Here is a 25291-nt window from a genome sequence, read left to right on the forward strand (position 1 = left end):
CCCATGCGCCGCAGCCGGCACGCGGCCCGCAGCCGCAGCATCAGCGTTGCCAGCCCAACCAGCCGTTCTGCCGTTAGGCGAGTGCCTGGATGCCGATGAAGATATCCCGGCGGCACAACCATGCGCCGTCGGCGAATAGCGGTTGCCTGACGGGCGGAAGATTCGGAAGGTGGCGCAGAGAAAGGCGCCCGTTCCCGTCCTTTCGGCAACCTGAGATTCGGTGCTCAGCCGCATGCGGATATTGCTGGTCGAGGATAATCGCGAACTTGCGGACTGGCTGACGCGGCTGCTGCGGAAGAGCCGTTATGTCGTGGATTGCGTCCATGACGGTATCGATGCCGATGCGGCGCTGGCGACGCAGAGCTACGATCTCGTCATTCTCGATATCGGCCTGCCCAACATGACCGGCCTTGAATTGCTGCGCCGCTTTCGGCAGCGCCGGGGCCTGACCCCGGTCATTATCCTGACGGCCAACGATGCCGTGTCGAGCCGCGTCGCCGGGCTCGATGCCGGCGCCGACGATTATCTGGTCAAGCCGTTCGAGCCCGATGAGCTCGAGGCCCGGATCCGGGCCCAACTGCGGCGCCGGCAGGACAGCCGCACGGTGCGGGTCGCGTTCGGTCCATTGGTGATGGCGACGGACGCGCGCCAGTTCACGCTGGACGACATTCCGCTCGACCTGACGGCGCGGGAGTACAGCGTGCTCGAAGCGCTTCTCCTCGCCGGCGGCCGTGTCGTCTCGAAGGCGGCCCTGACCGGGACGGTGTTCGGCCTCGACGACGACGCCACCGACAATGCGCTGGAGATCTACGTCCATCGCGTCCGCAAGAAGCTCAGCGGCAGCAGCGTCTCGATCGGCACGCTGCGCGGCCTCGGCTATGCGCTGAGGCTGGCCGCGTGAGCCGGAGCCTGCGCGCCGAGTTGCTGGCCTGGCTGCTGCTGCCCCTGGTGGCGGTCGTCGCCTTCAACGGCTGGAGCCTGCACCGCGACGCCTTGCGGATGGCCGACCTGATCACGGACCGCACGCTGCTCGCCTCGGCCCGGGTCATCGCCGAGCAGGTGAAGGAGGCCGACGGGCGGATCGAGGCCCTGATCCCGCCGTCGGCGCTGGAGATGTTCGCCTCCCCCGACCGCGACAAGGTGATCTACCGGGTGCTGTCGCCTTCGGGCGAGCTGATCGCCGGCTTTCCCGACGTGGTCGCGCCACCTGCCCAGCCGCGCGGATTGGAGCCGGCCTATTACGAAGGCACCTTCCGCACCGAGGCGATGCGTGCGGTCGCACTCGCTCAGCCGGTGATCTCGAAACTGGCCGGCGGCGACGCGCTGGTGATCGTAGCGACGACGCTCCATGGCCGCGACCGGCTCGTCGACGAGATCTGGCAGGCCTCGCTCCGGGACCAGTTCCTGCTCGTCGGCATCGCGGCGCTGCTGGCCTTGCTGGGCTTGCGCCGCGGCCTCGCCCCGCTGCTGCGGCTTCGCGACGAATTGCGCAATCGCGATCCGGAATCCCTAACGGCGCTCGACCGCAACGGCGTGCAGGGCGAACTCAGGCCCGTCATCGACGCGCTCAACCATGCGCTCGAGCGCGTGCAGGCCTATATCGCCCTGCAACGGCGTTTCGTCGCCGACGCCTCGCATCAGCTCAGGACGCCGCTCGCCGTCCTGAAGACGCAGATCGCGTTGGCGCGCCGCGACGACGACCCGCAGACCCGGGATGAAGCGCTCGCGGCCATCGACGGCGGCGTCGACGGCATGGCCCGGCTGGTGAATCAGCTGCTGACCCTCGCCAGGGCCGAACCCGGCGGCGCCGCCCTGCGCAAGGACATGCTCGATTTCAACGAGGTTACGCGCGCCGCCTTGGAAAGCCTCGCCGGCATCGCCTTCGATCGTGCGATCGACCTGTCCTTCGAGGCCGCTCCCGCGACATTGCCGATCCACGGGCATGTCACGCTGCTGCGCGAGCTGGTGCTCAACCTCGTCGAGAATGCGCTGCGCCATATTCCGCAACGCGGTACCGTCGCAGTGAAGCTTGAGCAAAGCGAGGCCGGCATCCTGCTCGTCGTCGAGGATAACGGCCCCGGCATTCCCGAGGCGGATCGCGAGCGGGTATTCCAGCGCTTCCATCGCCTCGCCCCCGCGGCCGTCGACGGGACCGGGCTCGGGCTCGCCATCGTCAGGGAGATCGTCGTCGCCCATGACGGGACCATCGCACTGATGGAAACGCAGCCACCACCGGGGCTGCGCGTCGAGGTCAGGCTGCCGGCAGCGCCCGGAGAGGCGCCGACAGCATAAGGCTGCGATCGCTACGCCTCGTTCCGAAGGCGCAGCGATCGATGTTTTGTCTTATCGCACTTTCGTCACGCGAACCGCTCCCCACTTCGCGCGAAAATGCTTCAATGCTGGTCCTGCAGCGGCGCGGGGCGCCAGGTCGCGAGCCGGCCTTCGACCCAGGTCATCAGGTATTCGGCGGCGAGCGCCACGATCATGATGACCACGATCGCGGCATACATGCCGGCCGAGTCGAAGGTGCCCTTGGCGATGTTGATCAACAGGCCGATGCCGTGGCGCGAGCCGACGAACTCGCCGACGATGGCGCCGATGATGGCGAAGCCGAAGCTCACATGCAGCGAGGCGAAGATCCAGCTCATCGCCGAGGGGATGACCACCGAGCGGGTGAGCTGCCAGCCGCGCGCGCCGAGGATCTGCGCATTGGCCATCAGGTTCCGGTCGGCCTCGCGCACGCCCTGGAAGGCGTTGGCGAAGACGACGAAGAACACCATGATGAAGGCCAGCGCCACCTTGGAGCCGATGCCCAGCCCGAAGACCATGATGAAGATCGGCGCCAGCACGACGCGCGGGATCGAGTTGAACACCTTGATGTAGATCGAGAAGATGTCCGACAGCATCCGGTTGCGACCGAGCGCGATGCCGACGACGATGCCCGCCGCGGAGCCGATCACGAAGCCGAGCATGGCCTCTTCCATGGTGACGTAGAGATGGAGCCAGAGCGGGCCTTCCGAGGTTCCCTCGGTCGTCCATTCGACGAGCCGGCTCCAGATCGCGCTCGGGCTGGAGAAGAAGAACTCGTCGATAATGCCGAAGCGGGAGGCGAGCTCCCACCCGCCGAGGATGGCGACCAGGATGGCCCAGCGCCAGAACAGCACCTTGTAGTGCCGGTTGCGGGCGGCCCTGGCAGCGGCGGCCTCGATTTCGGCATCGGATGTCCCCGGCGCGAAGGCGATGGGAGCGGTGAGAGTTGCATCGGTCATGGCGGCGCTCCTCAAGCTGCGCGGGCTTCGTCGCGGGCACTGCCGCGCTCGACCTCGGCGCGCAGGTCGTCCCAGATGCGGCGGGAGAGCGCGATGAAGTCGTCCTGGTAGCGGATCTCGCTGACGACGCGCGGGCGTGGCAGCTCGACCGGATACACCGCCCGCACCGTGCCGGGGCCGGCCGTCAGCACATAGACCTTGTCTGCCAGCGCGATCGCCTCCTCGAGATCGTGCGTGACGAAGATCACCGAGGCCTTAGCTTCCGACCAGAGGTTGAGCAGCACCTCGTGCATCACGACGCGGGTCTGGACGTCGAGCGCCGAGAAGGGCTCGTCCATCAGCAGCACCTGCGGCTCGTTGATGAAGGTTTGCGCCAGCGAGACGCGCTTCCTCATGCCGCCGGAGAGCTGGTGCGGATACTTGGTCTCGTGGCCGCTGAGATGGACGCGGGCGAGCCATTCGCGGGCCTTGGCATAGGCCTCGTCGCGCGGCCTTCCGCGGAAGAGCGGGCCGGCGACGACATTGTCGATGACGCTGCGCCAGGGGAACAGCGCATCGGTCTGGAAGGCGAAGCCGATGCGCGGATCGATATCGGTGACCGGCTGGCCGAAGAGGCGGACCTCGCCGCTCGACGGCCGTGCGAGGCCGGTGACGAGGTTCAATGTCGTCGACTTGCCGCAACCGGTCGGGCCGACCACGGCGACGAACTCGCCGCGCGCCACGCTCATGTTGAAATCCCGGATCGCCGTCATCGACTTGCCGTCCGGCGTGATGAAGCGGCGCGAGACGTTGATCAGTTCGACGACCGGGCTGCCGGCCGCATCGGTTGCAGGCATGGGACCTCCTTCGCCGCGATGGCGGCGTCACGGATGGGCGCTTGGTGGACAGCGGGAAGGGAAGCGGCCGGGCTGGGCCCGGCCGCCTCGGCGCGACTTACTTCGCGGCCTTGACGAACTCGGTCGTGTAGGTCTTCGACAGGTCGATCTGCTTGCCCTTGATGTTCTTCGAGAAGCCGGAGAGCACTGCGAGAACCGTCTCGGGGCCGCCCTGCGGCATCACGCCATCGGCGGTGAACATCGCCTTGCCGTCGGCCAGCGCCTTCACGTAGCCGGCCTTGTCGCCGACATAGTAGTCCTTCGGCATCTTGTCGGCGATGTCTTCGGCGCTGTGGGTGTTGATGTACTTGAGCGTCTTGACGAAGGCGTTCGCCAGCTTCTGCACGGTCGGCCTGTTCTTCTCGACCCAGGCCGTCGTCATGTACAGCGAGGCGGCCGGATAGGTGCCGCCGAGCGCAGCCTTGGTCTGCTCGATCGTGCGCATGTCGACGAGGATGCGCGCCTCGCCGGTCTTCAGCAGGCGCGAGATCGTCGGCTCCGTGGTCATGCCGGCCTGGATCTTGTCCTGCTGCATGGCCGCGATGAAGGTGGCGCCGGCACCGACGGGAACGGAGGTGAATTCGGCGAGCTGCACGCCCGACTTCACCATCAGGTACTGGCTGAGGAAATTGGTGGACGAGCCGAGCCCGGTGACGCCGAGATTCTTGCCCTTCAGATCGGCCATCGACTTCACGTCGGGATACTTGCTCGAAACGAGCTCGACCTCGCCGGGCGCCTGGCTGAACTGCACGACGGACTCGACGAATTTGCCTTTGGCCTGCAGGTCGACGCAGTGGTCGTAAAAGCCGACCACGCCATGGACTACGCCGGCGAGCATCTCGTTCTCGGCATCGACGCCGGCGGCTTCATTGAGCAGCTCGACATCGAGCCCCTCGTCCTTGAAGTAACCGAGGCTCTCGGCCAGCTTGGCGGGCAGGTAGATCTGCTTCTCGTAGCCGCCGACCATGATGGTCACCTTGTCGGCGGCGAGGGCGGCGGTCGAACCGGCCAGCGCCGAGGCGAAGGCAAGCGAATAGATGGCGGCACGGATGCGCATGGGCAGGCTCCTTGGTTTCACGTCCTCTCGCCCGGGTACCGCTCTCGGGGGCGGCTTGGTGGCGATGGCCATGCCTTAGCCCGCCAAGCTTTCGCCAACCTTTCGCCAAGGCTGAGCCGCCATCGGCATCTGCGATAGCCGAAGCTGCCGGCCTCGGGATTGCGATGCAACCGGAGGCGAGGGTCATGCGGTCGATGCGAAAGAGAGATCGTCAGAATTTGGGCGGCCCGATTTCCAGCAGATCGGCGGGTGGGGCGATCTCCCGCAATCGCCGCGTCACTTCCGCATCGGACGGCGCTGCGACGGTCGGGGCGGGCGAGCGCCCGCCATGCGTCAGGCCCGGCCAGCAGATGACGGCCGCGGTCACCGCGAGTTGCACGAGAATGAAAGGCAGGAGCGCCTTCATCACGCTGCCCAGCGCCGCGCGTCGGGTGGCGGCAGCCCGGGTCATGGTCAGCGCATAGCCCAGCGGTGGAAGCAGGAAGCTCGTCTGCAGCACGAGCAGGGTCAGGACCGCGACCCATTGCGCATCCTCAACCCGCATCAGGATGGGCGGCAGCAGGATCGGCACGAGCACGAAGATGATCTCGAAGGCGTCGAGGACGAAAGCGGCCAGGAAGATCAGGCCAAGCCCGGCACCGAGGATTCCCAGCGGGCCGCCGGGCACCGCCTCCATCCAGCTGGCGACGAGCCGGTCGCTTCCAAGCACGCGGAAGACGAGGGTGAAGGTCGTGGCCGCCACCAGCAGGGCCATCAGCGCGCCGGTCATCGACAGGGTATCGTCGAGCGCGGCCTTGAGGCGCGGGAGATCGAGCTGCCGGCTCAGGAGCCCCGCGACCAGGAGGCCGACGGCACCCATGGCGGCCGCCTCCACCGCGTAGAAATAGCCGAGCGCGACGCCGACGAGCAGTCCGCCGATGAAGCCGACGGTGATGACGGCGACTGCCGCCTCTCCCAGGGTCGGTTTCGGCAGGCGCCGGCCAGGCTCCCGGCGCAGGAACGCCAGGAGCAGGCAGGCGGCCAGAAACAGCCCGGCCGGCAGCATCGCACCGCGGAAGACATCCTGCGTGTTGATGATGCGACCGGCCCGGCCGGTCGCGTTCAGGGCGATCGTATGCGCCGCCATCATCGCATCGCCGAGCAGGATCAGGACCAGAGACGGCGGGACGAGCACGCCGAGCGTGCTGGCGACGCTCAGCAAGGCGACGCTTTCGGCGGGCGCAATCTCATGTTCGGCCAGGGCTGGCTCGATCGCGCGGGTCAGCGCGATGGCATTGGCGCTGACCGAGCCGTTCATCGGCCCCAGGATGGCGCCGAGCGCCAGTGTCGCGCCGCGCGCGCCACCGAAGGGGTGCAGCGCCGCCCGGAACAGGATGCGGGCGAGCGGCAGGCGGTTCAGCAGCGCGCCCATGAAGACGAAAAGCGGCAGCGCCTGCAACAGGTCCGATTCCAGCAGACCGACGAGCCGGCTCGGCAGCGCGGCCAGCACGCCCGCGCTCGATGGGTCCAGCACGACCGAGGCGGCGGCGCCCATGGCGGCGAGGCTGATGAGGACGCCCCAGACGGGCAAGCCCGTCGCCATCGCGCCCAGCGCGACGCCGACAAGCATGACAAGGCCGATCCACTGGCTCATGCTCGGCTCCGTAGCAAGCCGAGGAGGCCGGAGGCGAAGACGAGGGCCGCCAGGACGAAGCCCGAGGCGCGGATCAGGAAATAGCCGGGGTTTCCGGTATCCGGAAACGACTCGAGCACGCGCAGGCTGCCCAGCACCGCCGGCCAGCCGATGATCAGCAGGAAGAGGGACCAGGGCAGGATTCCGAGCAGGATCAGGCCGATATCCAGCGCCCGCCGCAGCCGTTGCCCGTGCCGGTGCGCCAGGGCATCGCTGGCCAGATGAGCGCCGCTGCGTGTCGCCGCCGTCAGCGAGACCGCGACATAGAGAGCGAAGACGCATTGCCCGAGATCGTTCGCTTCCCGCGACCAGCCCTTGAACAGATCCCGCAAGGGCCATTGCAGGAAGAGCAGGAGCACCAGCGGCAAGGCGAGCCACCGGGCTGCGCGGCACAGCGCCCCGAGGCTCCGGTCGAGCGTGTCAACGACAGGCTGCATCAGTCGCTCCGCAGGCCATATCGCCCCCCTCCTTTTCCCGGCGCAAACCGCTCATGGGCCGGATTGCCAGTCGAGCTCGACCGTGCCGCGCCCCTGGCCGGCGTTGTAGCGGGCGGCGGAGGCGATGGAGGCTTCAACGGCCGCGCGGTCGGACCCGCGCGGACATCCTGTCGTCTCGTATCGCACGGGCTGCCGCCCCAGCCAGGCGATCCATTGCCGCTCGACCGCATCCGGGGAGCCGGAGCTCGAAAACGGCTGCGAGACGTAGAAGCGGCGGCTCTGCTCGGAACCGGCATAGCAGTAACGCCATTCAGCCGAAGGCCCTGCGAATACCGGCCGAGCCGAGGTCCAAAGCAGCAAGACCGCAACCGTCGTGAGGCCGCGTGCCACGGTCCGCCTGGAGTGTTTCGGATGGATAGTCATGGGAGCGAGGCTGTCCCGTGACATGGGCATCAGGCGAGCCAGCCGGTCGCGACGGCCCAGAGCAGGAAGATACCCATTCCCGCGCGATAGACCACGAAGACCCAGCTCGACATCCGTTCGAGATAGCGCATCAGCCCCGCGATCGCGGCAAAGGAGGCGAGGGAGCCGGCGATCAGGCCGACGATCAGAAGCGCCATGGCGTGAGCGTCGATCCCGGCTCGCGCGATCTCCCAGGCCTCCTTCAGCCCGGCGAGCGCGATGGCCGGCAGGCCCAGCAGGAACGACAATCGCGCCGCTTCCGCGCGCCTGAAGCCGAGCCCCATCGCCGCCGTCAGGGTGGAGCCGGAGCGGGACACGCCCGGGATCAGCGCCCCGACCTGAGCCAGGCCGATCAGCAGGAAATCCCGGAAGCCCGCTTGCTCGGCCGTCCGCCTGTGGCTGGCGAGCCATTCCGTCGCCGCGAGCAGCAGCGCCATCACCAGCGACGCCGCGCCGATGACGCCGAGCGAGCGCAAGGGGGAGCCGCAGCGATTGAGCAGCGGGGCCAGGGCTACGCCCGCGATGACGATCGGGATCGTCGCGAGCACGACGCCCAACGCCAGCCGGCTCGGCCCTTTCGTGAATTGCCGCGTCCTCAATCCATCGAGCGCGCCGCCGGCCATCTCGCCGATGTCACGCCTGAAATAGCTGATCACCGCCGCCAGCGCCGCAAGCTGCATCAAAGCCGAGAAGGCCGAGCCCGGATCGGGCCAGCCCAGCAAGGCCGGCACCACCCGCATATGGGCGGTCGAGGAAATCGGCAGCAGCTCGGTAACGCCCTGGACCAGCCCAAGGATGATGACCTGCCCGAAATCGAGCGTGGCGAACCCGGTATCGAGTCCAGTGGAGCAAGCGGTGGCCATGGCGTGTGGTCTCGTGAAAAACGGCTTGGCGCCAAGCACAAAGCGTTCCGACACGAGATGATCGATGCGACGCGTGCGCCGATGCGATCGATCGGGTAATTTGTCGTTTTAAAGCAAAATGTTAAGCGAAATGCCAGATGTAGGCGATCCGGCCGTCACACTTGGGTTTCGCTCCAAAATTTGCTGCTTTCGTCAATTTTACGAGGCGCGCCACCAAGCGCGCCCACGGCTTGCGACCATCGTGGCCTTTGCAGTCTTCATACATCGACCACGAAAGCGAAACGGTTACATCAGGCGGCTGGTGACCACGAAGAACAACACGAAGACCACGCCGAGGCCCCAGACCACCGGCGTGACCTCCGCCCGCCGGTTCAGCGCGAGGCAGAGCAGGATATAGGCGAAGGTGCCGATCGCCATGCCGTTGATCAGGTTGTTGCTGAGCACGGTGACCAGCAGCATCAGCACCACCGGGACCGCGTTGGCGAGATCGCCGAGGTCGATCCGCGCCAGGCCCTGAAGCATGAAGATGCCGACCAGAACCAGCGCCGGCGCCGTGGCCTGCGGCGGGATGATGACGAAGACCGGCCAGATGAACAGGGCCAGGACAAAGCCGAGCGCGACCACGACCGAGGTCAGGCCGGTGCGGCCGCCGGCCTGCACGCCGGTGACGGATTCGATGAAGGCTGTAACCACCGAGGTGCCGAGCAGCGGCCCGACGATGGTCGCCGTCGCATCGGTCGAGAAAGCGGCCGTGGCATTGGGGATCGAGCCGTCCGGCTTGCGCAGGTTGGCCGCACCGGTGACACCGATCAGCGTCGCCAGCGTCGAGAAGAACTCGCCGCAGAGGAAATAGAACAGCAGCGGCAGGGCCACCAGGAAATGCGAGACGAGATAGCCGAAATCCAGCGCCAGGAAGGTGCTGTGTGGCCATTTCGGCAGGGCGAAGATCGCGGCCGGCAGGCTGGTCACCATGGTGCCGTCGGGCTTCAGCGGCACGAAGAGGCCGACCAGCGTGATCGCCGCGATCGACAGGATGAGCGCACCGGGGATGCCGCGCGCCACCAGGATCGGCGTGATCAGGATGCCGGCGAGCGTCAGCAGCACGGGCGGGCTGGCGAGCGAGCCCATCGCGACATAGGTGCTGGGATTGGCGACGATGAAGCCGGCCCCGCGCAGTCCGATGAAGACGATCAGCGTGCCGACCGCGGCCTGGATGCCGACCTTCAGAACCTCCGGCACCTCCTTGGCGACCTTCTCGCGGACCTTGGACAGGCTGAGCGCAAGGAAGATCACGCCGGAAACGAACACCATCGCGAGCGCAGCCTGCCACGGAATGCCCATCTGCTTCACCATCACATAGGCAAAGACGATGTTGGAGCCCATGGCCGGCGCCACGGCCAGTGGCAGGTTCGCGGTCAACCCCATCATCAGGCTGCCGAAGATCGCTGCGAGCGCCGTCGCGATCACGAGATCGCCGCGGTCCATCCCGGCCGCCGACATGATCGCTGGATTGACCGCGACGATATAGGCCATGGCTGCGAAGGTGGTGATGCCGGCGATCACTTCCTGCGGCACGGAGCTGCCGCGTTCGGTGAGCTTGAAGCGGCGGTCGAGCCAGCCGCCCCCAGGATTGTCGCTTGGCCTGTCCGGCGCGGATGCGGGTGCCGTCATGAATCCCCCCTTACAGCCTCTGCGCCCGGCGTCCCGGCCGGGTCGGATCAATTCAGGACGATGCCGTCTACCAGACGACGGGATGCGTCTGGCCGTTCTGTACGTTGACGAAGCCCTGGGGCGCCTGCTCGCAGGGCGCGACCAAAACCCAGCGCCAGGGCGCGCAGGTCAGCGTCGCGAAGATCAATCGCTCCGGGAAGCCCGGGAACCAGCGCGGATGGAAGGTCGGCTCGTACATCCACTCGATCGTCCCGGCCGCGACATAGAGAGCCTGCATCTCGGCATCGAGCGCCTCGGGCGAACGGCAGCTCATCAGTCCGCCGATCTCATAGCTGACCGTCGCCAGCACCTTGCCGTCGCGCACCAGCGCCCAGCCGCCCTGCAGCGCGTTCAAGGTGTTGACCGCGAGCGCCATCGCCGCATCGGAGGAGCCGACGGCCCAGATATTGTGCTTGTCATGCGCCACCGAGCAGGCAAGCGCCGTGTCGGGCGTGCGCGGGCCGCAGCCGAGCCAGAACATCTTCGCCACCTTGCCCTGGCCGGAGAAACGGTCGACGATCGCGAATTTGGTGATGTTGCGGGCGGAGTCGCGCTGCACGTCGCCGTCCTGCACCGGCAGTTCGGCGGTGATGAAGTCGTCGGCCCAATGGAAGGGGCGCAGCAGCGCCGCCTGCATCGCCTCCCGCCCCGGCTCGGCCGGAATTGCGAAGTCGTCGGCGGTGAGGCTGCGCTGGATATTAACGGTCTTGCGCGCCCATTCCGGCCAATCGATGGTCGGTACCGGGCCGGTATAACGCATGCCGTCCGAGACGGGGCGGCCATCGGCCCAGACTTCGGCGATGGTGAGGTCTGCCACTTCTGACAACAGCACGATATCGGCGAAGCGCCCCGGCGCCAGGCTGCCCACCCAGGGCGTCAATCGCATGTGCCGTGCCGGGTTGATGGTGATGCACTGGATCGCGATCTCGGGCGCCAGCCCGTGCCGGATGGCGAGGCGGGCATTGTGGTCGGTGGCGCCGAGCTTGAAGGTGTCGGAGACGCTGCGGTCGTCGGTGGTGAAGGCGATCTGAGACCAGTCGGACAGGCCCTTTCCGATCAGCCAGGGGATCACCTCCGGCATCGAATAGGGCCGCAGTTCGACGAAGACGCCGTGTGCCAACTTCTCCCAGACCTCCTCCGGCAGCCAGGCCTCGTGATCGGAGGCGAGGCCGGCGGCGGCGAAGGCGCTGATCGTGGCGATGTCACGGAGGCCCGCACCATGCCCCTCGACCACGCCGCGCTGTTCGAAGGTGGCGCGGATCATGCCCCAGAGCCGCTGGTACGACGGGTTCGCGGGGTCGGAGAGGCCGGGCCAGTCCATGACCTCGTCGAGACCGGCGACCATCAGGCTTTCCTTGAGGAAACTTTTTTGCTCGTCGTAGCCGAACCAGCCGCCGCCCCATTCATAGGCGGTCGGCGGCACGGCCGAGCCCGGTAGCGGGAAGATCTTCAGCGGCGAGCCGTGACGGCGGGCCTCCAGCCAGAAGGCCAGGTTGTTTGGCCCGTCGACATTGGAGAATTCGTGGCTCGCCTCGCAGGTCCAGGTATTGCCGCGCGGCAGCACCAGCGCCGCTTCCCATTCCGGCGTCAGATGCGTGCTCTCGATATGCTTGTGGACCTCGCCGAAGCCGGGGACGGCAGCGAGGCCGGGCTTCTCGACGCGCTGCGCCGCGGTGCCGGGATAGGTCCCGGCCGGGCCGGTCCAGGCGATGCGCCGGCCCTTGATCGCGATCTCCTGGTCCTCGCGCCAGCTGCGCGTATGGACGTCGAAGAGCCGGCCGACCCGCAGCAACATATCGGCCGGGCGCTTGCCGAGCGCCGTCAGGACGAGATCCTGCCGGATCGCGACCTCGTCCGCGGCGCCGATCAGCAGGTCGTCGGGAAGAGCGGGCGCGGTCGCCATGGCGGATGTCTCCGGGAGGGGAAACCGCTCCTTAGGCCGGCTTGCGGACACCGCCAACCCCCGTGGGGCCATGGCCGGTCTTCGCTCGCTGGAGGACAACCCGGCGACTCGACCGCCCGGATCTGTCTTGAGGCCGGATCATGCAGCGTGCGTCTCTCGCACCTGTTTTCAGCCAGAGCACCGGCATCGATCATTGGCGCTTCGCGCTGTTGCGCTGGAGCCTTCAGGTCGATCAGGTCATTCTTTACAGAAGCAAGAGCGTTTGCCCGCCATGGGGCGCCCAGAAGCGCGTCCGCCAAGGTCTGGCCTTTGAGATCCCGCATCAGCCGGAAACGCCCGAGGTTTGCGAATATGAGGCGGTACGGCTCGTCCCGTCGCAGGGCGTGGCTTAAGGCGGCGATCAGGCTGTTGCCGTTCGGGAGATCCGAGACGAGGTCCGTTTCCGCGAGATATCGAATGCGCTCCTGCTGCTGTCGGCGTTCGGAGATATCGCGAGCACGACGCCGTATCGCCGGCCGGAGGGTGTCTCCCAGACCGACCAACTGCATTCGAGCGGATAAGCTCGCCGTTCGCGCGCTTCCCCGTCTCCTCGCGAACTTGGCCATTGGTTGTCGAAGGTGCGCCGGCGTCGCAGCCTGGCGTGCGCCTGCTCCCGACGGACGATCTCCACCTCTCGATCGGCATCACGAAGCCGGTCATGGTGAACTCGCCGTTCGCACCGAAGACGGATGCCCGCCTGCTCTTCTCGCTGTCGAACATACTCAGATTATGGCGCCGAACCGAGGCTCGAGCCTCGCGGCCGGCATCCGCGCAAGGACTACCGGAGCGGCCGGCATGACCGCCCCGGATCCGCGTCCCGGCCGGGCTCAGCCCTTCACGAAGGCAAGCAGGTCGGCGTTCAGCACCTCGGCATGGGTGGTCAGCATGCCGTGCGGATAGCCCGGATAGACCTTGAGCGTGCCGTTCTTGAGATGCTTGATCGATTCATGTGCGGAGGCACCGATCGGCACGATCTGGTCGTCGTCGCCATGAGCCACGAGCGTCGGCACCGTGATCGCCTTGAGGTCGCCGGTCTGGTCGGTCTCGGAGAAGGCCTTGATGCCGTCGTAATGGGCCTTGGCGCTGCCCATCATGCCCTGGCGCCACCAGTTCCAGATCACGCCCTGGTCGACCTTCGCGCCCGGCCGGTTGAAGCCGTAGAACGGCCCGGTCGGCACATCCAGGAAGAACTGCGCGCGGTTGTCGGCCAGCGCCTTGCGGAAACCGTCGAAGACCTCGATCGGCAGGCCGCCGGGATTGCCTGATGTCTTAACCATCAGCGGCGGGACGGCCGAGACCAGCACCGCCTTGGCGACGCGGCCCTGCGGCTCGCCGTGCTTCGCGACATAGCGCGCGACCTGGCCGCCGCCGGTCGAGTGGCCGATATGGACGGCATTGCGGAGATCGAGATGCTCGACGACGGCCGAGGCGTCGGCGGCATAATGGTCCATGTCATGGCCGTCCCAGACCTGGGCCGAGCGGCCATGGCCGCGCCGGTCGCTGGCGACGACGCGATAGCCCTTCGCCAGGAAGAACAGCATCTGGGCATCCCAGTCGTCGCTGCTCAGCGGCCAGCCATGGTGGAACATGATCGGCTGGGCGTCCTTCGGTCCCCAGTCCTTGTAGAAGATCTCGACGCCGTCCTTGGTCGTGACAAATGCCATGGTGAGTGCCCTTCCTGAGCGCCGAACAAGGGCTTCGCGCCGACGCCGCCCGGCCGCAGGTGGCTCCGGACATCGTCGTGATTCCCGTGGTCAGGTCCTGGGTTCCGATACGAGCCCGGTCGCTTGGGGCTCCCGCCGATATTGCAGCGTTGTCGCCCGCTGTACACCTGCGGAATCGTCAGGGAGGCCTATCCTAAAGCCGCAGGAAGCGCTTGGCGTTGTCGTGGAGCCAGAGCCTCTCCACCTCCGCGCCGATCGGGAGCGCCCTGATCTCGGCGATGGTGCGCGCGATCGGGCCGAGCGGATAGGCGCTGCCGAAGATGATGCGGTCCTTCAGCACCGTGCGGCCATATTGCAGCAGCGGCTCGTAGCCGGAGCCCGCGACCTGCAGGTATTTCGGCCTGATAGCGACGAGGCCGATGCTGACATTCGGATGGCGCCAGGCGACGCCGATTAGTTCATGCACCCAGGGAAAGCCCGGCGGCGACGCGCAGACCCGCAATTCCGGGAAGTCGACCATGACCTCGTCGAGCAGGGACGGGTGGCCGTAGCGCATCAAGGTCGAGGTGGCGAAATTGATCGAACAATGGATGTTCACGGGGATGTCGAGCTCGATGCATTTGGCATAGAGCGGGTACATCCGCCTGTCGTTGATCCCGAGATGGTGCTCGAAGCATTGCAGGTTGAGCCCGCGCAGGCCCAGGACGCGCACGGCATGGTCGAGCTCGCGCACCGCCGTCATGCCCTTGTTCGGGTCGACGCCCGCGAAGCCGATGAAGCGCGGCCCCTGCTCGCGGCAGAAGTCGGCGACGTCCTCGTTGCTGATGCGCCAGCCATAGGTCGTCTCCAGATCGCGCGCCTTGACGCAGACATGGCTGACGCCGGCCTTGTCGTATTCCGCGAGATAGCCGGCGAGATCCTGCTGGGGCTCGGCCGCGGTTTCGCTGGCGGCATAGACCTGCCGGTAGCGCTTGAGATGCTCGGCTCCCTTCGGGCCGAAGGCGGGAAGCGGCGGTCGGCTGCCGTAGTCGATGATCACGAATGCTGCTCCTTGCCGGAGAGGGCTGGCCAGTTCGCAGCCCAGGGCTTCAGCGCCTCGATCGCAGCCGCGACCCCCAGAAGCCGGGCTTCCGAATGCCAGCGGCCGACGATCTGCAGGCCGATCGGCAGGCCGTCCGGGCTCATGCCGCAGGGTAGGGAGAGGGCAGGGTGTCCGCTGGCATTGTAGGGGATGGTGTAGGGGTACCAGGCATCGCGCAGCGGGCCGTGGTCGATGCCGTCGACGACGAGCGGGCCGTCCGATTGCTGGCCGATGGGTAGCGCCGGCGTCGCGACGGTGGGCGTGATGAACACGTCGGCACCGTCGAAGAGGCGTTCCACCTGTCGGTAGATCTCGGAGCGGGCACGTTGGGCATGGGCGAGGCGCGTATAGGTCTGCGCTTCCGGCTGAAAGGTCAGGCCGAGGCGGGCGGTGCGGTCCATGCGCTCGCCATGCTCCTCCAGCAGGGAGCCGAAACGGGCGTGCTGGTAGGCGCGCATCAGAACGAGGGCCGAGGGCGTATCGAAGGCGATGTCGTCCGGCATCGCCATGCGCTCGGCGCCGGCCGACAGCAGGCGTTCGACCGTCTCGCCGACAGCGGCTTCCACCGCAGGCGCGACCCAGTGGTTGAGGGTTCGGGGCGCGTAGCGGAAGCGCAGGCCCTTGAGAGCAGCGACGGGATCATCGGGGAGCCGGACGGGATCGGCCGAGCCGCCGAAGGAGAGCGGATCGCGCCGGTCGGGGCCTTTCATCGCGTTGAACATCAGCGCGACGTCGGCGACCGTACGGCCCATTTGGCCGAGGCAGGTCAGCGAGCCGAACAGGTCCGTCGTGGTTTCGTGTGGAACCGCTCCCCAACTCGGCTTCAGGCCGACGACGCCGCAGCAGGAGGCCGGGATGCGGCCGGAGCCGGCGCCGTCCGAGGTGAGATGGAGCGGGCCGAAGCCCATCGCTGCCGCGATCGCCGCGCCGCCGCTGGAGCCGCCGCAGCTATAATCGGTGTTCCAGGGGTTGCGGCTGATGCCCTGGCGCGGGGAATCGGTCAGCACCTTGTGGCCGAATTCCGGAGTGGTCGATTTCGCGAAGGGGATGGCTCCGGCGCGGCGCAGGCGCGCGACGGCCTCGGCATCCGCGTCGGCGACCTGCCCGGCGAAGGCGTGCGAAGCGTATTCGAGCGGCATCCCGGCGACGGCGACCAAGTCCTTGACGCTGAAGGGCAGGCCGTGGAGCGGGCCGGGCTCAGTGCCGGAAGAGAGCTTGCGATCGGCTTCGCGGGCGGCGTCGAGCGCGCTGTCCGTCGCGACATGGGAGAAGGCTTTGACCGGCGCGTTGCGTGCCTCGATCTGGCCGAGCACGGAGCGCATCAGCGTCTCGGCCTTGAGCGCGCCGGAGCGAAGTTCGGGCAGGAGTTCGGCCGCGCTGCGGCTCCAGAGGGGCATGCTCATCGCCAGATTCCTTCCACCCTGTCGAAGGCGCCGAGACGCAGGTCGGCGACGCCGGCCGTCAAGGCCGTCTTTGCGACTTTCTGCGAGGCGGTGCGCGGGATGTCGTCGACGAAGGCGATGTAGCGGGGGATCTTGAAGGCGGCGAGATTGGCCTCGCAATGCCTGGCGATCCGGCCGATCAGGTCGTCGCTGCCATTGATGCCGTTGGCGGGCAGGACATAAGCCTTGACCTCCTCGCCGCGCAGATCGTCCGGCACGGGGACGACAGCGACCTCCTCGATCTCGTCCATGTTGCGCAGCACCGTCTCGACCTCGCGCGCCGCGATGTTCTCGCCGGCCCGCCGCACCATGTCCTTGAGCCGGCCGACGATGTAGAAATATCCCTCCGCATCCTGCCGGAAGAGATCGCCGGTGCGGAACCATTCGCCGAAGAAGCTGTCACGATTGGCCTCCGGCCGGTTGTAGTAGCCGAGCATCAGGCCGGGGCCCTTCAGCATGAGCTCGCCGATCTCGCCGCGCGGGACATCCTTGCCCTCCTCGTCGACGACGCGCGCCTGCCGGAACGGGGCGGCGATGCCGCAGGAGCCGGAGCCGACCATTTGGAGCGCATCGAGCGGCATGTAGAGGCCGGGGCCGACCTCGGTCATGCCGAAGGCTTCCATCGCCGGTGCGTTGAAGCGCTTGCGCAAAGCGGCGTTCACCTCCTTGCGGTGGCCGTAGATGTTGGCGCGCATCAGCTCGGTCTTGCCGTCCTCGGGCGTCTCCGGCTGCTTGAAGACGATCTCCGGGAACAGGCAGAAATGGATGCGGTGTTCGCGCAGCCAGGCGGCGAAGCGGCTGGCGCTCTGGCGCTTCGCCACGAAGAGCGTGCCGCGCTGGTAGAAGCACAGCAGCAGCAGCCATTGCGGGTCCATATAGAAGAACGGCGTCGAAGCGAGCACGCGGCGGAAGCGCTTGGCATCGCGAAAGCCGTTCACGAAGGCGGCGCCCAGCCAATAGCGATGCGTCAGCATGCAACCCTTGGGGAAGCCGGTCGTGCCCGAGGTATACTGGATGTTCATGAGGTCGTCATGGGCGGGCTCAGGCCCGTCATGCCGCGCGCCCTCGGGAACAGAGGCGACGAGGACATCGAGCGTCATCGCGCCCGGCGGCAGAAGCGTCTCCTGCGCCTCATCGGCGGCCATGCGCAGCACGCGATCGGGCTGCGGGAATTTCCCGGCCTCGGCCACCTCGACCGCCTCGCGATATTGCGGGTCGCATTCGTCATGGATGACGAGCGCCTCGGCGCCGGCATCGCCGAGCACATAGGCGAGTTCGCGGCCGGTATAGCGCAGGTTGACCGGCACCATCACGGCGCCGATCCGCGCCAGCGCGAGCCAGACGATCGGCATCTGCGGGCAGTTCGGCAGCATCACGCCGACCTTCATGCCGCGCGTCACGCCGAAGGAGGCGAGCGCGACCGCCATCCGTTCGACGGCCTCGTCGAGCGCCGCATAGGTGATCGTCTCGCCGGTCTCGAAGAAGTTCCAGGCGAGTGCGTCCGGCGTCTCGGCCGCTGCCTCGCGCAAGAGGGTGCCGATATTGCGGGGGAAGGTGAAGCGCTCCATCTCGCGATGCCGCGCCTCCACATCGAGCGCGGCCAGGCGCGCCACATAGGCATCGGCCCAAACGGGTGTCTTAGGGTCGGTGGGCAGGGGCGGCATTGGCATCTCGAAAGGCATGTTCGCGTCGAACAGGTCTGGAAGTTATGTTTCCGGTCGGTGATCGTGCGCGGTTGAGAACGTGGTGGGATTGCGAGGCGGTGCCGGCCTCTGGCATGTTTTCCAGTTTTCCGTCCGGCCCGGCTCACACTATTCCGCTGCCGGAAGGGCGCCGCAAATTTCTTTTTGACTAGAAAACATGCCTGCTGGTTATATTCGATCCGAAGCCAGTGGCGGAGCCTTGCATGCGGATCACCCATCGACAGCTCGAGGCCTATATCCAGTTCATGGAGACCGGCAGCGTCACGGCGGCGGCCGAGCGGATGCGGCTGTCGCAGCCGGCGATGAGCAAGATCCTGGCGGGGCTGGAAATCGACCTCGCGCTCACCCTGTTCGAGCGCAAGCGCAAGCGCCTGATCCCGACGCATCAGGCGCAATTGCTCTACAAGGAGGTGCGCCGTCTCTTCGCCTCGCTTAGCGATGTCGAGCGCTTTGCCAAAGACCTGCGCGACCTGCGGTCAGGGGAGCTCAGGATCGTCTCGGCGGCCTCGATCGGCCATACGCTGGTGGCGGATGCGCTCGTCGCCTTCGCCGAGGCCAACCCGGCGATCTCGGTTGCGCTCGACGTCTCCAGCGTCGTCGGCAGCGACGTGCTCGGGCAGAATGTCGATATCGGCTTCTCGGTCAGCCATTTCCATCATCCGGACCTGCTGACCGAGCCGCTCTTCCATGCCGATGCGGTCTGCGTGATGCGGCGGGACCATCCGCTGGCGGCGCGCGAGATGATCGTGCCGCGCGATCTCGAAGGGGCGGAGTTCATCTCCTTCACCCGCAACAGCCGCATGCGGCACCTGACCGATGCCGTGTTCGAGCAACAGCGCATCTCGCGCAAGATGCGGGCGGAGGTGTTCTCCTCGGTCGAGGCCAATGCGCTGGTCTCGCGCGGCTTCGGCATCGCCATCGTCGAGCCGATGACGGTGCATCAGGGTTTCTGGCCGGGGTTGGTGGCGCGCCGCTTCGAGCCGACCATCGCCTTCACCTTCAACGCCATCGTCTCGCGCAACCGGCCGGTCTCGCCGCTGACCAAGGCTTTCCTGGCCGAGCTCAAGGCGCGCATCGCCGCGCTCGCCAATGGCGAGGACGCACGAGCGGCGGAGAGCCTGACCGTGCGACTGCCGCAGCGGCGCACGCGTGATGGCGCGGGGTCAGGCGCCGTCGTGGCGGACGAAGAAGGTGAGCCCGGCGACGCGATCGAGGATGATCACGGCGAGGAAGGTGATCAGCACGCTGATCGTTGAGATCGCCGCCAGCACCGGCGTCGCCGAATCCTGCACGAAGGAGAAGATCTGGACCGGCAGCGTGGAGATGTTCGGCCCGATCAGGAACATCGTCACCGTGACCTCGTCGAAGGAGATGATGCCGGCGAAGAGCAGCGAGGTCAGGATGCCCGACCGGCACATCGGAATGACGATGTCCCTGAGCGCGCGCCATTCGCTTGCGCCCATCACATTGGCGGCGCGGACGAGATCGGGATCGAGGCTGCGCAGCGCGATATGGATCGGCCGGTAGGAGAAGGGCAGCGTCACGATGAGATGGGCGAGCACGATGCCCGGCGCCGTGCCGATCAGCCCGAATTGGGCGACGAGCGCGACCATGGCGACGCCCATCGCGGCATGCGGGAAGAACAATGGCGAGAAGATCGCCAGTTCCAGCCAGGTCGCGAGCTTCGGCGCGTGGCGCTGCGTGTAATAGGCCGCCATGAAATTCACGATGGTGACGATCACCGCCGTCACCGCCGCGATGCCGACGCTGATCGCGAAGGCGCGCGGCCAGCGCGGATCGAACAGCGCATCGCGATACCAGCGCAGGCTCAGGCCCTCCGGCGGGAACTGGATATAGCTGGTGTCGCTGAACGAGGCGCCGATGATGATCAGGATCGGCGCCGGCAACGAAATCAGCAGCAGGATGCCGGCCCAGGTCGAGAGTTTGGGGTTTGCCGACATGGCCATTACTCCACGGTCCCGATCAGCCGGCGCTCGATGGCTTTCAGCAGGAGCAGCGACAGGAAGCTGATGGCGAGCAGGCAGATCGACCAGGCGGCCGCCTTGTTCAGATTGAAGGTGTACATGACCTCCTGGTAGATTTGCGATCCGACGAACTGATGCGACATGCCGCCGAGCACGATCGGCGTGACGATCGCGCCGATGCTGGCCAGGAAGATCACAATCAGCGCGGTGAAGGCGCCGGGCAGCGACAATGGCAGCACGATGCGCCGGAAGGTCTGGAAGCGGCTGGCACCCAGCACGCCGGATGCCTCCTCCAGATTGCTCTCGATCGCCAGGAGCGAGGACAGGATCGAGATCACCGCGAAGGGGATCAGCACATGCGTCAGGCCGATGACGATGCCGAGATCGTTGAACATCAGTGCCAAGGGCTGCTCGATGATCCCGGTCCAGGCGAGCATGCCGTTGATCACGCCCTTGGGGCCGAGCAGCACGAGCCAACCATAGGTCCGCACGACGAGGCTGACGAGCCAGGGCACGAGAACGACGATCAGGAGCGTGTTGCGCCAGCGTTCGAGCCGCCAGAGCAGCAGCGCGATCGGATAGGACAAGGCCACTGACAGCAGCGCGACCGTCAGCGATGACAGGATCGTCCGCGCGAAGATGACTTGATAATCGCTGCGGTTGAGGATCTGCCGGAAATAGCGCAGCGACCAGCCATCGGCATCGGCAAAGCCGTTCGAGAAAAGCTGGAAGACCGAGACGAAGAACAGGCCGAGCAGGACGAGGACCGGCAGGAGCAGCAGCGCCTTGGCCGGCGAGGCAGGTTGCGTCTCCGTCATGGCTTCTCTCCGAAGCTCGCGGCGGCAGGCGGTGCCAGAGGTTCGAAGATCTGGGCGTCGGCGGGGTCGAAGGCGATGCGGCAGGCGGCGCCGGCTTCCGGCAGGGCCGCTCCGTGGCTGGCGAGCCGCACCGCGACGAGCCGCTGCTCGCCGCAGCGCAGGACGAAGCGCAGGACCGGACCCAGCGCGATGCGCTCGACGACGGTTCCGGGGAGCACGATGCGTCCGCCGGCATCGGCATCCGGCGGCAGGATCGATATCCGTTCTGGGCGCAGGCCGATCACGCAAGAGGCGCCGGGGGCGGGCGAGAAGCCGCGAGTGCCATTCACCGGCAAGGCATGGCGGCCGCCCGGCCCGTCGATCTCGACCGTGCCAGCCGTCACTGCGGCGATGCGGCCGGGGATCTCGTTGAGCTCGCCGACGAACTTGGCGACGAAGAGATTGGCGGGCTGCGAGTAGATCACTGGGGGCGTGTCGTATTGCTGGATTGAGCCTGCGCTCATCACCACGATGCGGTCCGACATCAGGGTCGCTTCTTCCTGGTCGTGGGTGACGAAGACGAAGGTCGTGCCGAGCTCGCGCTGGATTTCCTTGAGGGCAACCTGCAACTGCTTGCGCAGCTGCAGGTCGAGCGCCGAGAGCGGCTCGTCGAGCAGCAGGATCGAGGGTTCGAGCACCAGCGAGCGCGCCAGCGCCACGCGCTGCTTCTGGCCGCCGGAGAGCTGCGAGATGCGGCGGCTGCCGAGATGACCGAGTCCGACGAGATCGAGGAAGGTGCCGACCTTCCGGCGCAGCTCCGACTCCGGCACGTTGCGCAGGCGCAGGCCGTAGGCGACGTTCTCCTCCACCGAGAAATGCGGGAAGAGCGCGAGATTCTGGAAGACCATGCCGATCGGCCGGCGCTGCGGCGGCAGGCCCGCCATATCGCGCCCGTCGATCGCGATCGAACCGGCGCTGGGCTGGATGAAGCCGGCGATCAGGCGCAGCAAGGTGGTCTTGCCGCAGCCGGAGGGGCCGAGCAGCGTCACGAAGGTTCCGGCTTCGACTGCGAGATCGAGGCCGGAAAGCACCGTCGTTGCGCCATAGGTCTTGGCGATGCCGGCGACGTTGATGGAACCGCGGGCCGCGCGGGAAGGCGCGGCCCGCGCGAGGGTTTCAGGCTGGGCAGGGGACATGGATCGAATCCGCCGGGTAAGCGAGTGGGTGAGAACGTGTTCGGCGGATGGCTATCCTTGGAAACGTCCAGATCTTGATTGAAAGAGAAACCGGGCCGTCATTCCGGGGCGGACCGCAGGTCCGAGCCTGGAACCCAGAACCGATGCCGATATGAATTTGAGCGGCAGGCCGACCGCGTGCCTCTTATGAAAGCGGTATCGGTTCTGGATTCCGGGCTCTTCGCTTCGCGAAGCCCCGGAATGACGCTGTGGTTCTATCAAAACACAGCACGCCCTAACGCTTGCCGGCGGCGATCTGTTCGACCCGGTTGAGCCGATCCTCATAGTCGCTGACGATGACATTCCAATCGGGAATATACATCTTCTTCATCAGCGCCTCGCGGGTCATGCCGAGATCCTGCTCGTATTCGGGCGGCAGAACGGCCCTGTTGTTGGTGGGTATCGAGCCGTTCTGGCCGGAGATCCGGGTCTGTGCTGCGGCATCCAGGAGTTCGTTGAGATAGGCGATGGTCTGCGCCCTTTCAGCGGAGCCTTTCGGCACCACGACGACATAGGGCAGCATCAGGGCGCCCTCCTTGGGGATCGCCATCTCGATGGTCTTCTGGCCGTCGCGGCGCAGGCTCCAGACGCGCGTCGAATAGAACGGCGCAGCCGTGATCTCGCCCCGCGTCAATAGCGTGTTCATATGGGCGAGCGAGGTATAGGTCGTCAGCGCATTGGTGAAGATCGCCTTCAGCGGCTCGATGCCGGGCTCGATCTTGGCGGCGCCGCCGCCATTGGCATGGGCGAGGATGGTGAGGTCGTAAGAGGTGGCGTAGACCGGGCGCGTCACCGCGAGCTTGCCCTTCCAGCGGGGGGCGGTGAGGTCGTTCCAGGACTGGAAGTCCGAGGCCTTGGCCAGCGTGTTGTTGAAGGCGATGCCGTAATAGCCGAAATGCGTGGCGAGGCCGACGATCCTGCCGTCCTTGTTCCGGACGACCAGCTCCTTCGGCAGGTCGGCGATCGCGGGGATTTCCTTGTCCTCGAAAGCTTCGAGCAGGTTCGACTTGGCGAGGCCGATCGCCTCGAAATAGGTGACCTCGACCACGTTGTACTGCGAGGCGGACGGGGAACGCACGGCACCGGCCGTGTTCGGCACCTCGGCCATGCGGGCGGCGATGCCGGTCTTCTGGGTAAACTGAACCTGGAAATAGTCACGCAACACAGCCGCGCCGCCGCCACCCCAGGTCGCGTGAATGAGCTCAGCCGCACTCGGGCCGGCGCTGGCCGCCAGCATCGACAATGCGAACACCCATGGCTTCATCTGATGGCTCCCGTTCCTCATGCAGGCCGTTCTGCGCAGCCTCGACGACGGGAGACTCCAGGGTGCTGAGCCGCATTGCAAATTCAAAGGAATCCGAACTTCATTCCAGGAAGTTATGAGTGGGTGGGGAGAGACGGAGGCGAAGCGAATGATCCGTTTCCAGGCACGTCCTGTCATTTCGGGTTCTTCGCTGCGCGAAGCCGCAGAATGACGACAGGGGTGGTCCGAGGGACTGAGCGCTCGCTCCGGCGTGGACCGTCTATGGTGCTGGATTCCTGTCATCGGTGGGGGCATGTTTCCCGGAAACCCGGATCGAAGCGAGGAGAGGTTTCTTGGACATCACGCGCGCAGGCTCCCGGCCTTCCGGGAAAGGTCCCTCGGATTGGTTCACCGGAACCGTCAGGATCGATCCCATCTGCAATGCGCATGCGGCCGAACGCGTCCAGGGAGCCAGCGTCACGTTCGAGCCCGGCGCGCGCACGGCCTGGCATACCCATCCCCTCGGGCAGACGCTGATCGTCACCGCCGGGCTTGGGCGCGTCCAGAGCTGGGGCGGGCCGATCACGGAGATCCGGCCGGGCGACGTCGTGTGGTTTCCACCGGGGGAGAAGCATTGGCATGGAGCCTCGCCGGCCACCGCCATGACGCATATCGCGATCCAGGAGGTTCAGGACGGCAAGGTCGTCGACTGGATGGAGCAGGTTTCCGACACGCAATATGGCGGCTGAGCGCGCTTCGCGCGGGCTTGGCACCGATGCCCGGCCCGCCGATTGGGGAGAGCGCGCATCTTGTGCTTTTATTCTGTCGCGAATTGGATCATTGTCCGCGGTACGATTTTAATGCCTGCGTAACGTTACGAGAGAGTTTCATGCGACCTGAGCGCGTGCGACGTTTCCCCGCACCTGTTCAAGCGCCCGGCTTCAGCCGGCCGCCGCGGGCGGCGAACGATAACGAACCGGAATTCGCCGAGAGCATCGTCAGCATCGTGGTCGGCCGTTCCCTGATCGTCGGCGCGGTGATTCTGGCCATGATCGTCGTCGCCGGCTGGAGCCTCTGGCTCGGCCGCGCCGTGTGGCGTCATTTCGCCTGAGGGCCTGCCGGGACGACCGCTGTCTCGTTGCCTGATCCATTCCTTGCATTGACGCAACGGCATGTATCGCTAAAATTTACCATATCGCGCTGGGATGAGCCGCTGCGATCGGGGCACTCTCGCTTCGCGGCGCGTCTCGTTCGTCTCGAGATGCAATCCGTATTCGCGTCGAGGCCATCGTGCGGGCAGGCATTATCCAGGACAGGGCCGGCATTCGCGCTGTACCCGAGCGGGAAGGCGAGGCCGGCGAGATTGCCGCACTCCTGCGTGACTGCGCGGGGCGGGGGCGCACGGTTTTCTTCTTTGGCGGCGACAGCCGCACGATCTACGCGCTGCGGGATCGCGTCGCGTCGGCTCTCCCGGCCCTGAAGATCGCCGGCATCTGCGACGCCGATTTCTCGGAGCCGATCGACCGCGCCGTTCTCGATCATATCGCGGCGGCAAACGCCGATGTGATCGTGAGCGATCTCCCGGAAACACGCTTCCGGCTGTTCCGCGCGCAATGCAGCGCCGCGGGCATCTACGGAAAGCGGTTCAACCAGCCCGGAAGCTTTCAGGATTTCGCTTTCGGCCCCCGGCGCGGCTTCTCCAGCCTTCTTCGGGTCGGACGCTGGCTGGGGTTCGGGAGCGCGGCGCTGACCTTCCTCCGCATCATCCTGACGCAGAGGCTGCGTGGCGTAGTCCCGCAGGCCCGTGGCCCCGTGTCGCCCCGGCGTGGCGGCCGGGGCTGATCGCGGCGAAGG

24 protein-coding genes are annotated in these 25291 nt (G+C 66.7%); 7 read left to right on the forward strand and 17 right to left on the reverse strand.

The window, feature by feature from the left end; all coding sequences use genetic code 11:
• The first annotated feature begins 232 nt into the window (after positions 1-232).
• Both JHD80_RS11585 and JHD80_RS11590 read left to right on the forward strand, forming a co-directional pair.
• On the forward strand, positions 233-901 hold the full coding sequence (locus JHD80_RS11585) for a response regulator (protein WP_199087296.1): 669 nt from the start codon (positions 233-235) through the stop codon (positions 899-901).
• On the forward strand, positions 898-2292 hold the full coding sequence (locus tag JHD80_RS11590; RefSeq protein ID WP_199087199.1) for a sensor histidine kinase N-terminal domain-containing protein: 1395 nt from the start codon (positions 898-900) through the stop codon (positions 2290-2292). The genes JHD80_RS11585 and JHD80_RS11590 overlap by 4 nt, the downstream gene beginning before the upstream one ends.
• A gap of 101 nt (positions 2293-2393) precedes the next feature.
• On the opposite strand, the gene JHD80_RS11595 is transcribed toward JHD80_RS11590, so the two are convergent.
• The 9 genes from JHD80_RS11595 to JHD80_RS11635 form a co-directional block, all read right to left on the reverse strand.
• On the reverse strand, positions 2394-3269 hold the full coding sequence (locus JHD80_RS11595) for an ABC transporter permease (RefSeq protein ID WP_199087201.1): 876 nt from the start codon (positions 3267-3269) through the stop codon (positions 2394-2396).
• An 11-nt stretch (positions 3270-3280) separates the two neighbouring features.
• Positions 3281-4105, reverse strand: a complete 825-nt coding sequence (locus tag JHD80_RS11600; protein ID WP_199087203.1) for an ABC transporter ATP-binding protein — start codon at positions 4103-4105, stop codon at positions 3281-3283.
• Between the two features lie 97 nt (positions 4106-4202).
• Positions 4203-5201, reverse strand: coding sequence for an ABC transporter substrate-binding protein (locus JHD80_RS11605; protein WP_199087204.1), 999 nt, complete (start codon positions 5199-5201; stop codon positions 4203-4205).
• Positions 5202-5412: 211 nt separating this feature from the next.
• Positions 5413-6834, reverse strand: coding sequence for a TRAP transporter large permease subunit (locus tag JHD80_RS11610; RefSeq protein WP_199087206.1), 1422 nt, complete (start codon positions 6832-6834; stop codon positions 5413-5415).
• Positions 6831-7310 (reverse strand): TRAP transporter small permease subunit, encoded by a 480-nt coding sequence (locus tag JHD80_RS11615; protein WP_199087208.1) that lies wholly within the window; start codon positions 7308-7310, stop codon positions 6831-6833. Before JHD80_RS11615 ends, JHD80_RS11610 begins: the two co-directional genes overlap by 4 nt.
• Before the next feature lie 51 nt (positions 7311-7361).
• Positions 7362-7700: a hypothetical protein gene (locus tag JHD80_RS11620; protein ID WP_199087210.1), complete on the reverse strand. Its 339-nt coding sequence runs from the start codon at positions 7698-7700 to the stop codon at positions 7362-7364.
• A gap of 62 nt (positions 7701-7762) precedes the next feature.
• A complete protein-coding gene (locus JHD80_RS11625; RefSeq protein WP_199087212.1) occupies positions 7763-8635 on the reverse strand; it encodes an undecaprenyl-diphosphate phosphatase in 873 nt (290 codons plus the stop codon).
• A gap of 285 nt (positions 8636-8920) precedes the next feature.
• The gene (locus JHD80_RS11630; RefSeq protein WP_199087214.1) at positions 8921-10306 is read right to left on the reverse strand and encodes an NCS2 family permease; all 1386 of its coding nucleotides are present in this window, start codon (positions 10304-10306) and stop codon (positions 8921-8923) included.
• Positions 10307-10373: 67 nt separating this feature from the next.
• Positions 10374-12248 (reverse strand): adenine deaminase, encoded by a 1875-nt coding sequence (locus JHD80_RS11635; RefSeq protein WP_199087216.1) that lies wholly within the window; start codon positions 12246-12248, stop codon positions 10374-10376.
• A 140-nt stretch (positions 12249-12388) separates the two neighbouring features.
• Between JHD80_RS11635 and JHD80_RS11640 the strand changes: the two genes are divergently transcribed.
• Positions 12389-12640, forward strand: coding sequence for a hypothetical protein (locus JHD80_RS11640; RefSeq protein WP_199087218.1), 252 nt, complete (start codon positions 12389-12391; stop codon positions 12638-12640).
• 474 nt (positions 12641-13114) lie between these two features.
• Here the strand turns inward: JHD80_RS11640 and JHD80_RS11645 are convergent, their stop codons facing one another.
• The 4 genes from JHD80_RS11645 to JHD80_RS11660 form a co-directional block, all read right to left on the reverse strand.
• Positions 13115-13951 carry an alpha/beta fold hydrolase gene (locus JHD80_RS11645; RefSeq protein ID WP_199087219.1) on the reverse strand — a complete coding sequence of 279 codons (837 nt, stop codon included), beginning with the start codon at positions 13949-13951 and terminating at the stop codon, positions 13115-13117.
• Positions 13952-14144: 193 nt separating this feature from the next.
• A complete protein-coding gene (locus JHD80_RS11650; protein ID WP_199087221.1) occupies positions 14145-14990 on the reverse strand; it encodes an amidohydrolase family protein in 846 nt (281 codons plus the stop codon).
• Positions 14987-16435, reverse strand: a complete 1449-nt coding sequence (locus JHD80_RS11655) for an amidase (protein WP_199087223.1) — start codon at positions 16433-16435, stop codon at positions 14987-14989. The genes JHD80_RS11650 and JHD80_RS11655 overlap by 4 nt, the downstream gene beginning before the upstream one ends.
• Complete coding sequence (locus JHD80_RS11660; RefSeq protein ID WP_199087225.1) at positions 16432-18138, reverse strand: class I adenylate-forming enzyme family protein; 1707 nt, start codon at positions 18136-18138, stop codon at positions 16432-16434. The genes JHD80_RS11655 and JHD80_RS11660 overlap by 4 nt, the downstream gene beginning before the upstream one ends.
• Positions 18139-18380: 242 nt before the next feature.
• Here JHD80_RS11660 and JHD80_RS11665 point away from each other — a divergent pair, with 242 nt between their 5' ends.
• The gene (locus JHD80_RS11665) at positions 18381-19433 is read left to right on the forward strand and encodes a LysR substrate-binding domain-containing protein (RefSeq protein ID WP_199087227.1); all 1053 of its coding nucleotides are present in this window, start codon (positions 18381-18383) and stop codon (positions 19431-19433) included.
• Here JHD80_RS11665 and JHD80_RS11670 read toward each other — a convergent pair.
• From JHD80_RS11670 to JHD80_RS11685, 4 genes are all read right to left on the reverse strand, one after another.
• A complete protein-coding gene (locus JHD80_RS11670; RefSeq protein ID WP_199087229.1) occupies positions 19341-20138 on the reverse strand; it encodes an ABC transporter permease in 798 nt (265 codons plus the stop codon). The two genes, JHD80_RS11665 and JHD80_RS11670, sit on opposite strands and share 93 nt — an antisense overlap.
• Positions 20139-20143: 5 nt before the next feature.
• Positions 20144-20980, reverse strand: coding sequence for an ABC transporter permease (locus JHD80_RS11675; RefSeq protein ID WP_199087231.1), 837 nt, complete (start codon positions 20978-20980; stop codon positions 20144-20146).
• Entirely contained in the window at positions 20977-22155 is a 1179-nt protein-coding gene (locus tag JHD80_RS11680; RefSeq protein ID WP_199087233.1) for an ABC transporter ATP-binding protein, read from the reverse strand. The genes JHD80_RS11675 and JHD80_RS11680 overlap by 4 nt, the downstream gene beginning before the upstream one ends.
• A gap of 274 nt (positions 22156-22429) precedes the next feature.
• Positions 22430-23458 carry an ABC transporter substrate-binding protein gene (locus tag JHD80_RS11685; RefSeq protein WP_199087235.1) on the reverse strand — a complete coding sequence of 343 codons (1029 nt, stop codon included), beginning with the start codon at positions 23456-23458 and terminating at the stop codon, positions 22430-22432.
• A gap of 332 nt (positions 23459-23790) precedes the next feature.
• On the opposite strand from JHD80_RS11685, the gene JHD80_RS11690 reads away from it, so the two are divergent.
• From JHD80_RS11690 to JHD80_RS11700, 3 genes are all read left to right on the forward strand, one after another.
• On the forward strand, positions 23791-24186 hold the full coding sequence (locus JHD80_RS11690; RefSeq protein WP_199087237.1) for a (R)-mandelonitrile lyase: 396 nt from the start codon (positions 23791-23793) through the stop codon (positions 24184-24186).
• 140 nt (positions 24187-24326) lie between these two features.
• A complete protein-coding gene (locus JHD80_RS11695) occupies positions 24327-24548 on the forward strand; it encodes a hypothetical protein (protein WP_199087239.1) in 222 nt (73 codons plus the stop codon).
• 179 nt (positions 24549-24727) lie between these two features.
• Entirely contained in the window at positions 24728-25279 is a 552-nt protein-coding gene (locus JHD80_RS11700; protein WP_199087241.1) for a WecB/TagA/CpsF family glycosyltransferase, read from the forward strand.
• Positions 25280-25291 lie beyond the last annotated feature (12 nt).

Source organism: Allobosea sp. ASV33 (genome assembly GCF_016428755.1).
GTDB lineage: Bacteria > Pseudomonadota > Alphaproteobacteria > Rhizobiales > Beijerinckiaceae > Allobosea.

What these genes read in the sequence shown, in the direction of transcription:
- JHD80_RS11585 (WP_199087296.1), top strand. Translation starts at nt 233, where the DNA reads ATGCGGATATTGCTGGTCGAGGATAATCGCGAACTTGCGGACTGGCTG.
- JHD80_RS11665 (WP_199087227.1), top strand. Translation starts at nt 18,381, where the DNA reads ATGCGGATCACCCATCGACAGCTCGAGGCCTATATCCAGTTCATGGAG.
- JHD80_RS11600 (WP_199087203.1), bottom strand. Translation starts at nt 4,105, where the DNA reads ATGCCTGCAACCGATGCGGCCGGCAGCCCGGTCGTCGAACTGATCAAC.
- JHD80_RS11680 (WP_199087233.1), bottom strand. Translation starts at nt 22,155, where the DNA reads ATGTCCCCTGCCCAGCCTGAAACCCTCGCGCGGGCCGCGCCTTCCCGC.
- JHD80_RS11595 (WP_199087201.1), bottom strand. Translation starts at nt 3,269, where the DNA reads ATGACCGATGCAACTCTCACCGCTCCCATCGCCTTCGCGCCGGGGACA.
- JHD80_RS11695 (WP_199087239.1), top strand. Translation starts at nt 24,327, where the DNA reads ATGCGACCTGAGCGCGTGCGACGTTTCCCCGCACCTGTTCAAGCGCCC.
- JHD80_RS11605 (WP_199087204.1), bottom strand. Translation starts at nt 5,201, where the DNA reads ATGCGCATCCGTGCCGCCATCTATTCGCTTGCCTTCGCCTCGGCGCTG.
- JHD80_RS11645 (WP_199087219.1), bottom strand. Translation starts at nt 13,951, where the DNA reads ATGGCATTTGTCACGACCAAGGACGGCGTCGAGATCTTCTACAAGGAC.
- JHD80_RS11655 (WP_199087223.1), bottom strand. Translation starts at nt 16,435, where the DNA reads ATGAGCATGCCCCTCTGGAGCCGCAGCGCGGCCGAACTCCTGCCCGAA.
- JHD80_RS11675 (WP_199087231.1), bottom strand. Translation starts at nt 20,980, where the DNA reads ATGACGGAGACGCAACCTGCCTCGCCGGCCAAGGCGCTGCTGCTCCTG.
- JHD80_RS11610 (WP_199087206.1), bottom strand. Translation starts at nt 6,834, where the DNA reads ATGAGCCAGTGGATCGGCCTTGTCATGCTTGTCGGCGTCGCGCTGGGC.
- JHD80_RS11615 (WP_199087208.1), bottom strand. Translation starts at nt 7,310, where the DNA reads ATGCAGCCTGTCGTTGACACGCTCGACCGGAGCCTCGGGGCGCTGTGC.
- JHD80_RS11635 (WP_199087216.1), bottom strand. Translation starts at nt 12,248, where the DNA reads ATGGCGACCGCGCCCGCTCTTCCCGACGACCTGCTGATCGGCGCCGCG.
- JHD80_RS11670 (WP_199087229.1), bottom strand. Translation starts at nt 20,138, where the DNA reads ATGTCGGCAAACCCCAAACTCTCGACCTGGGCCGGCATCCTGCTGCTG.
- JHD80_RS11625 (WP_199087212.1), bottom strand. Translation starts at nt 8,635, where the DNA reads ATGGCCACCGCTTGCTCCACTGGACTCGATACCGGGTTCGCCACGCTC.
- JHD80_RS11685 (WP_199087235.1), bottom strand. Translation starts at nt 23,458, where the DNA reads ATGAAGCCATGGGTGTTCGCATTGTCGATGCTGGCGGCCAGCGCCGGC.
- JHD80_RS11630 (WP_199087214.1), bottom strand. Translation starts at nt 10,306, where the DNA reads ATGACGGCACCCGCATCCGCGCCGGACAGGCCAAGCGACAATCCTGGG.
- JHD80_RS11640 (WP_199087218.1), top strand. Translation starts at nt 12,389, where the DNA reads ATGCAGCGTGCGTCTCTCGCACCTGTTTTCAGCCAGAGCACCGGCATC.
- JHD80_RS11660 (WP_199087225.1), bottom strand. Translation starts at nt 18,138, where the DNA reads ATGCCGCCCCTGCCCACCGACCCTAAGACACCCGTTTGGGCCGATGCC.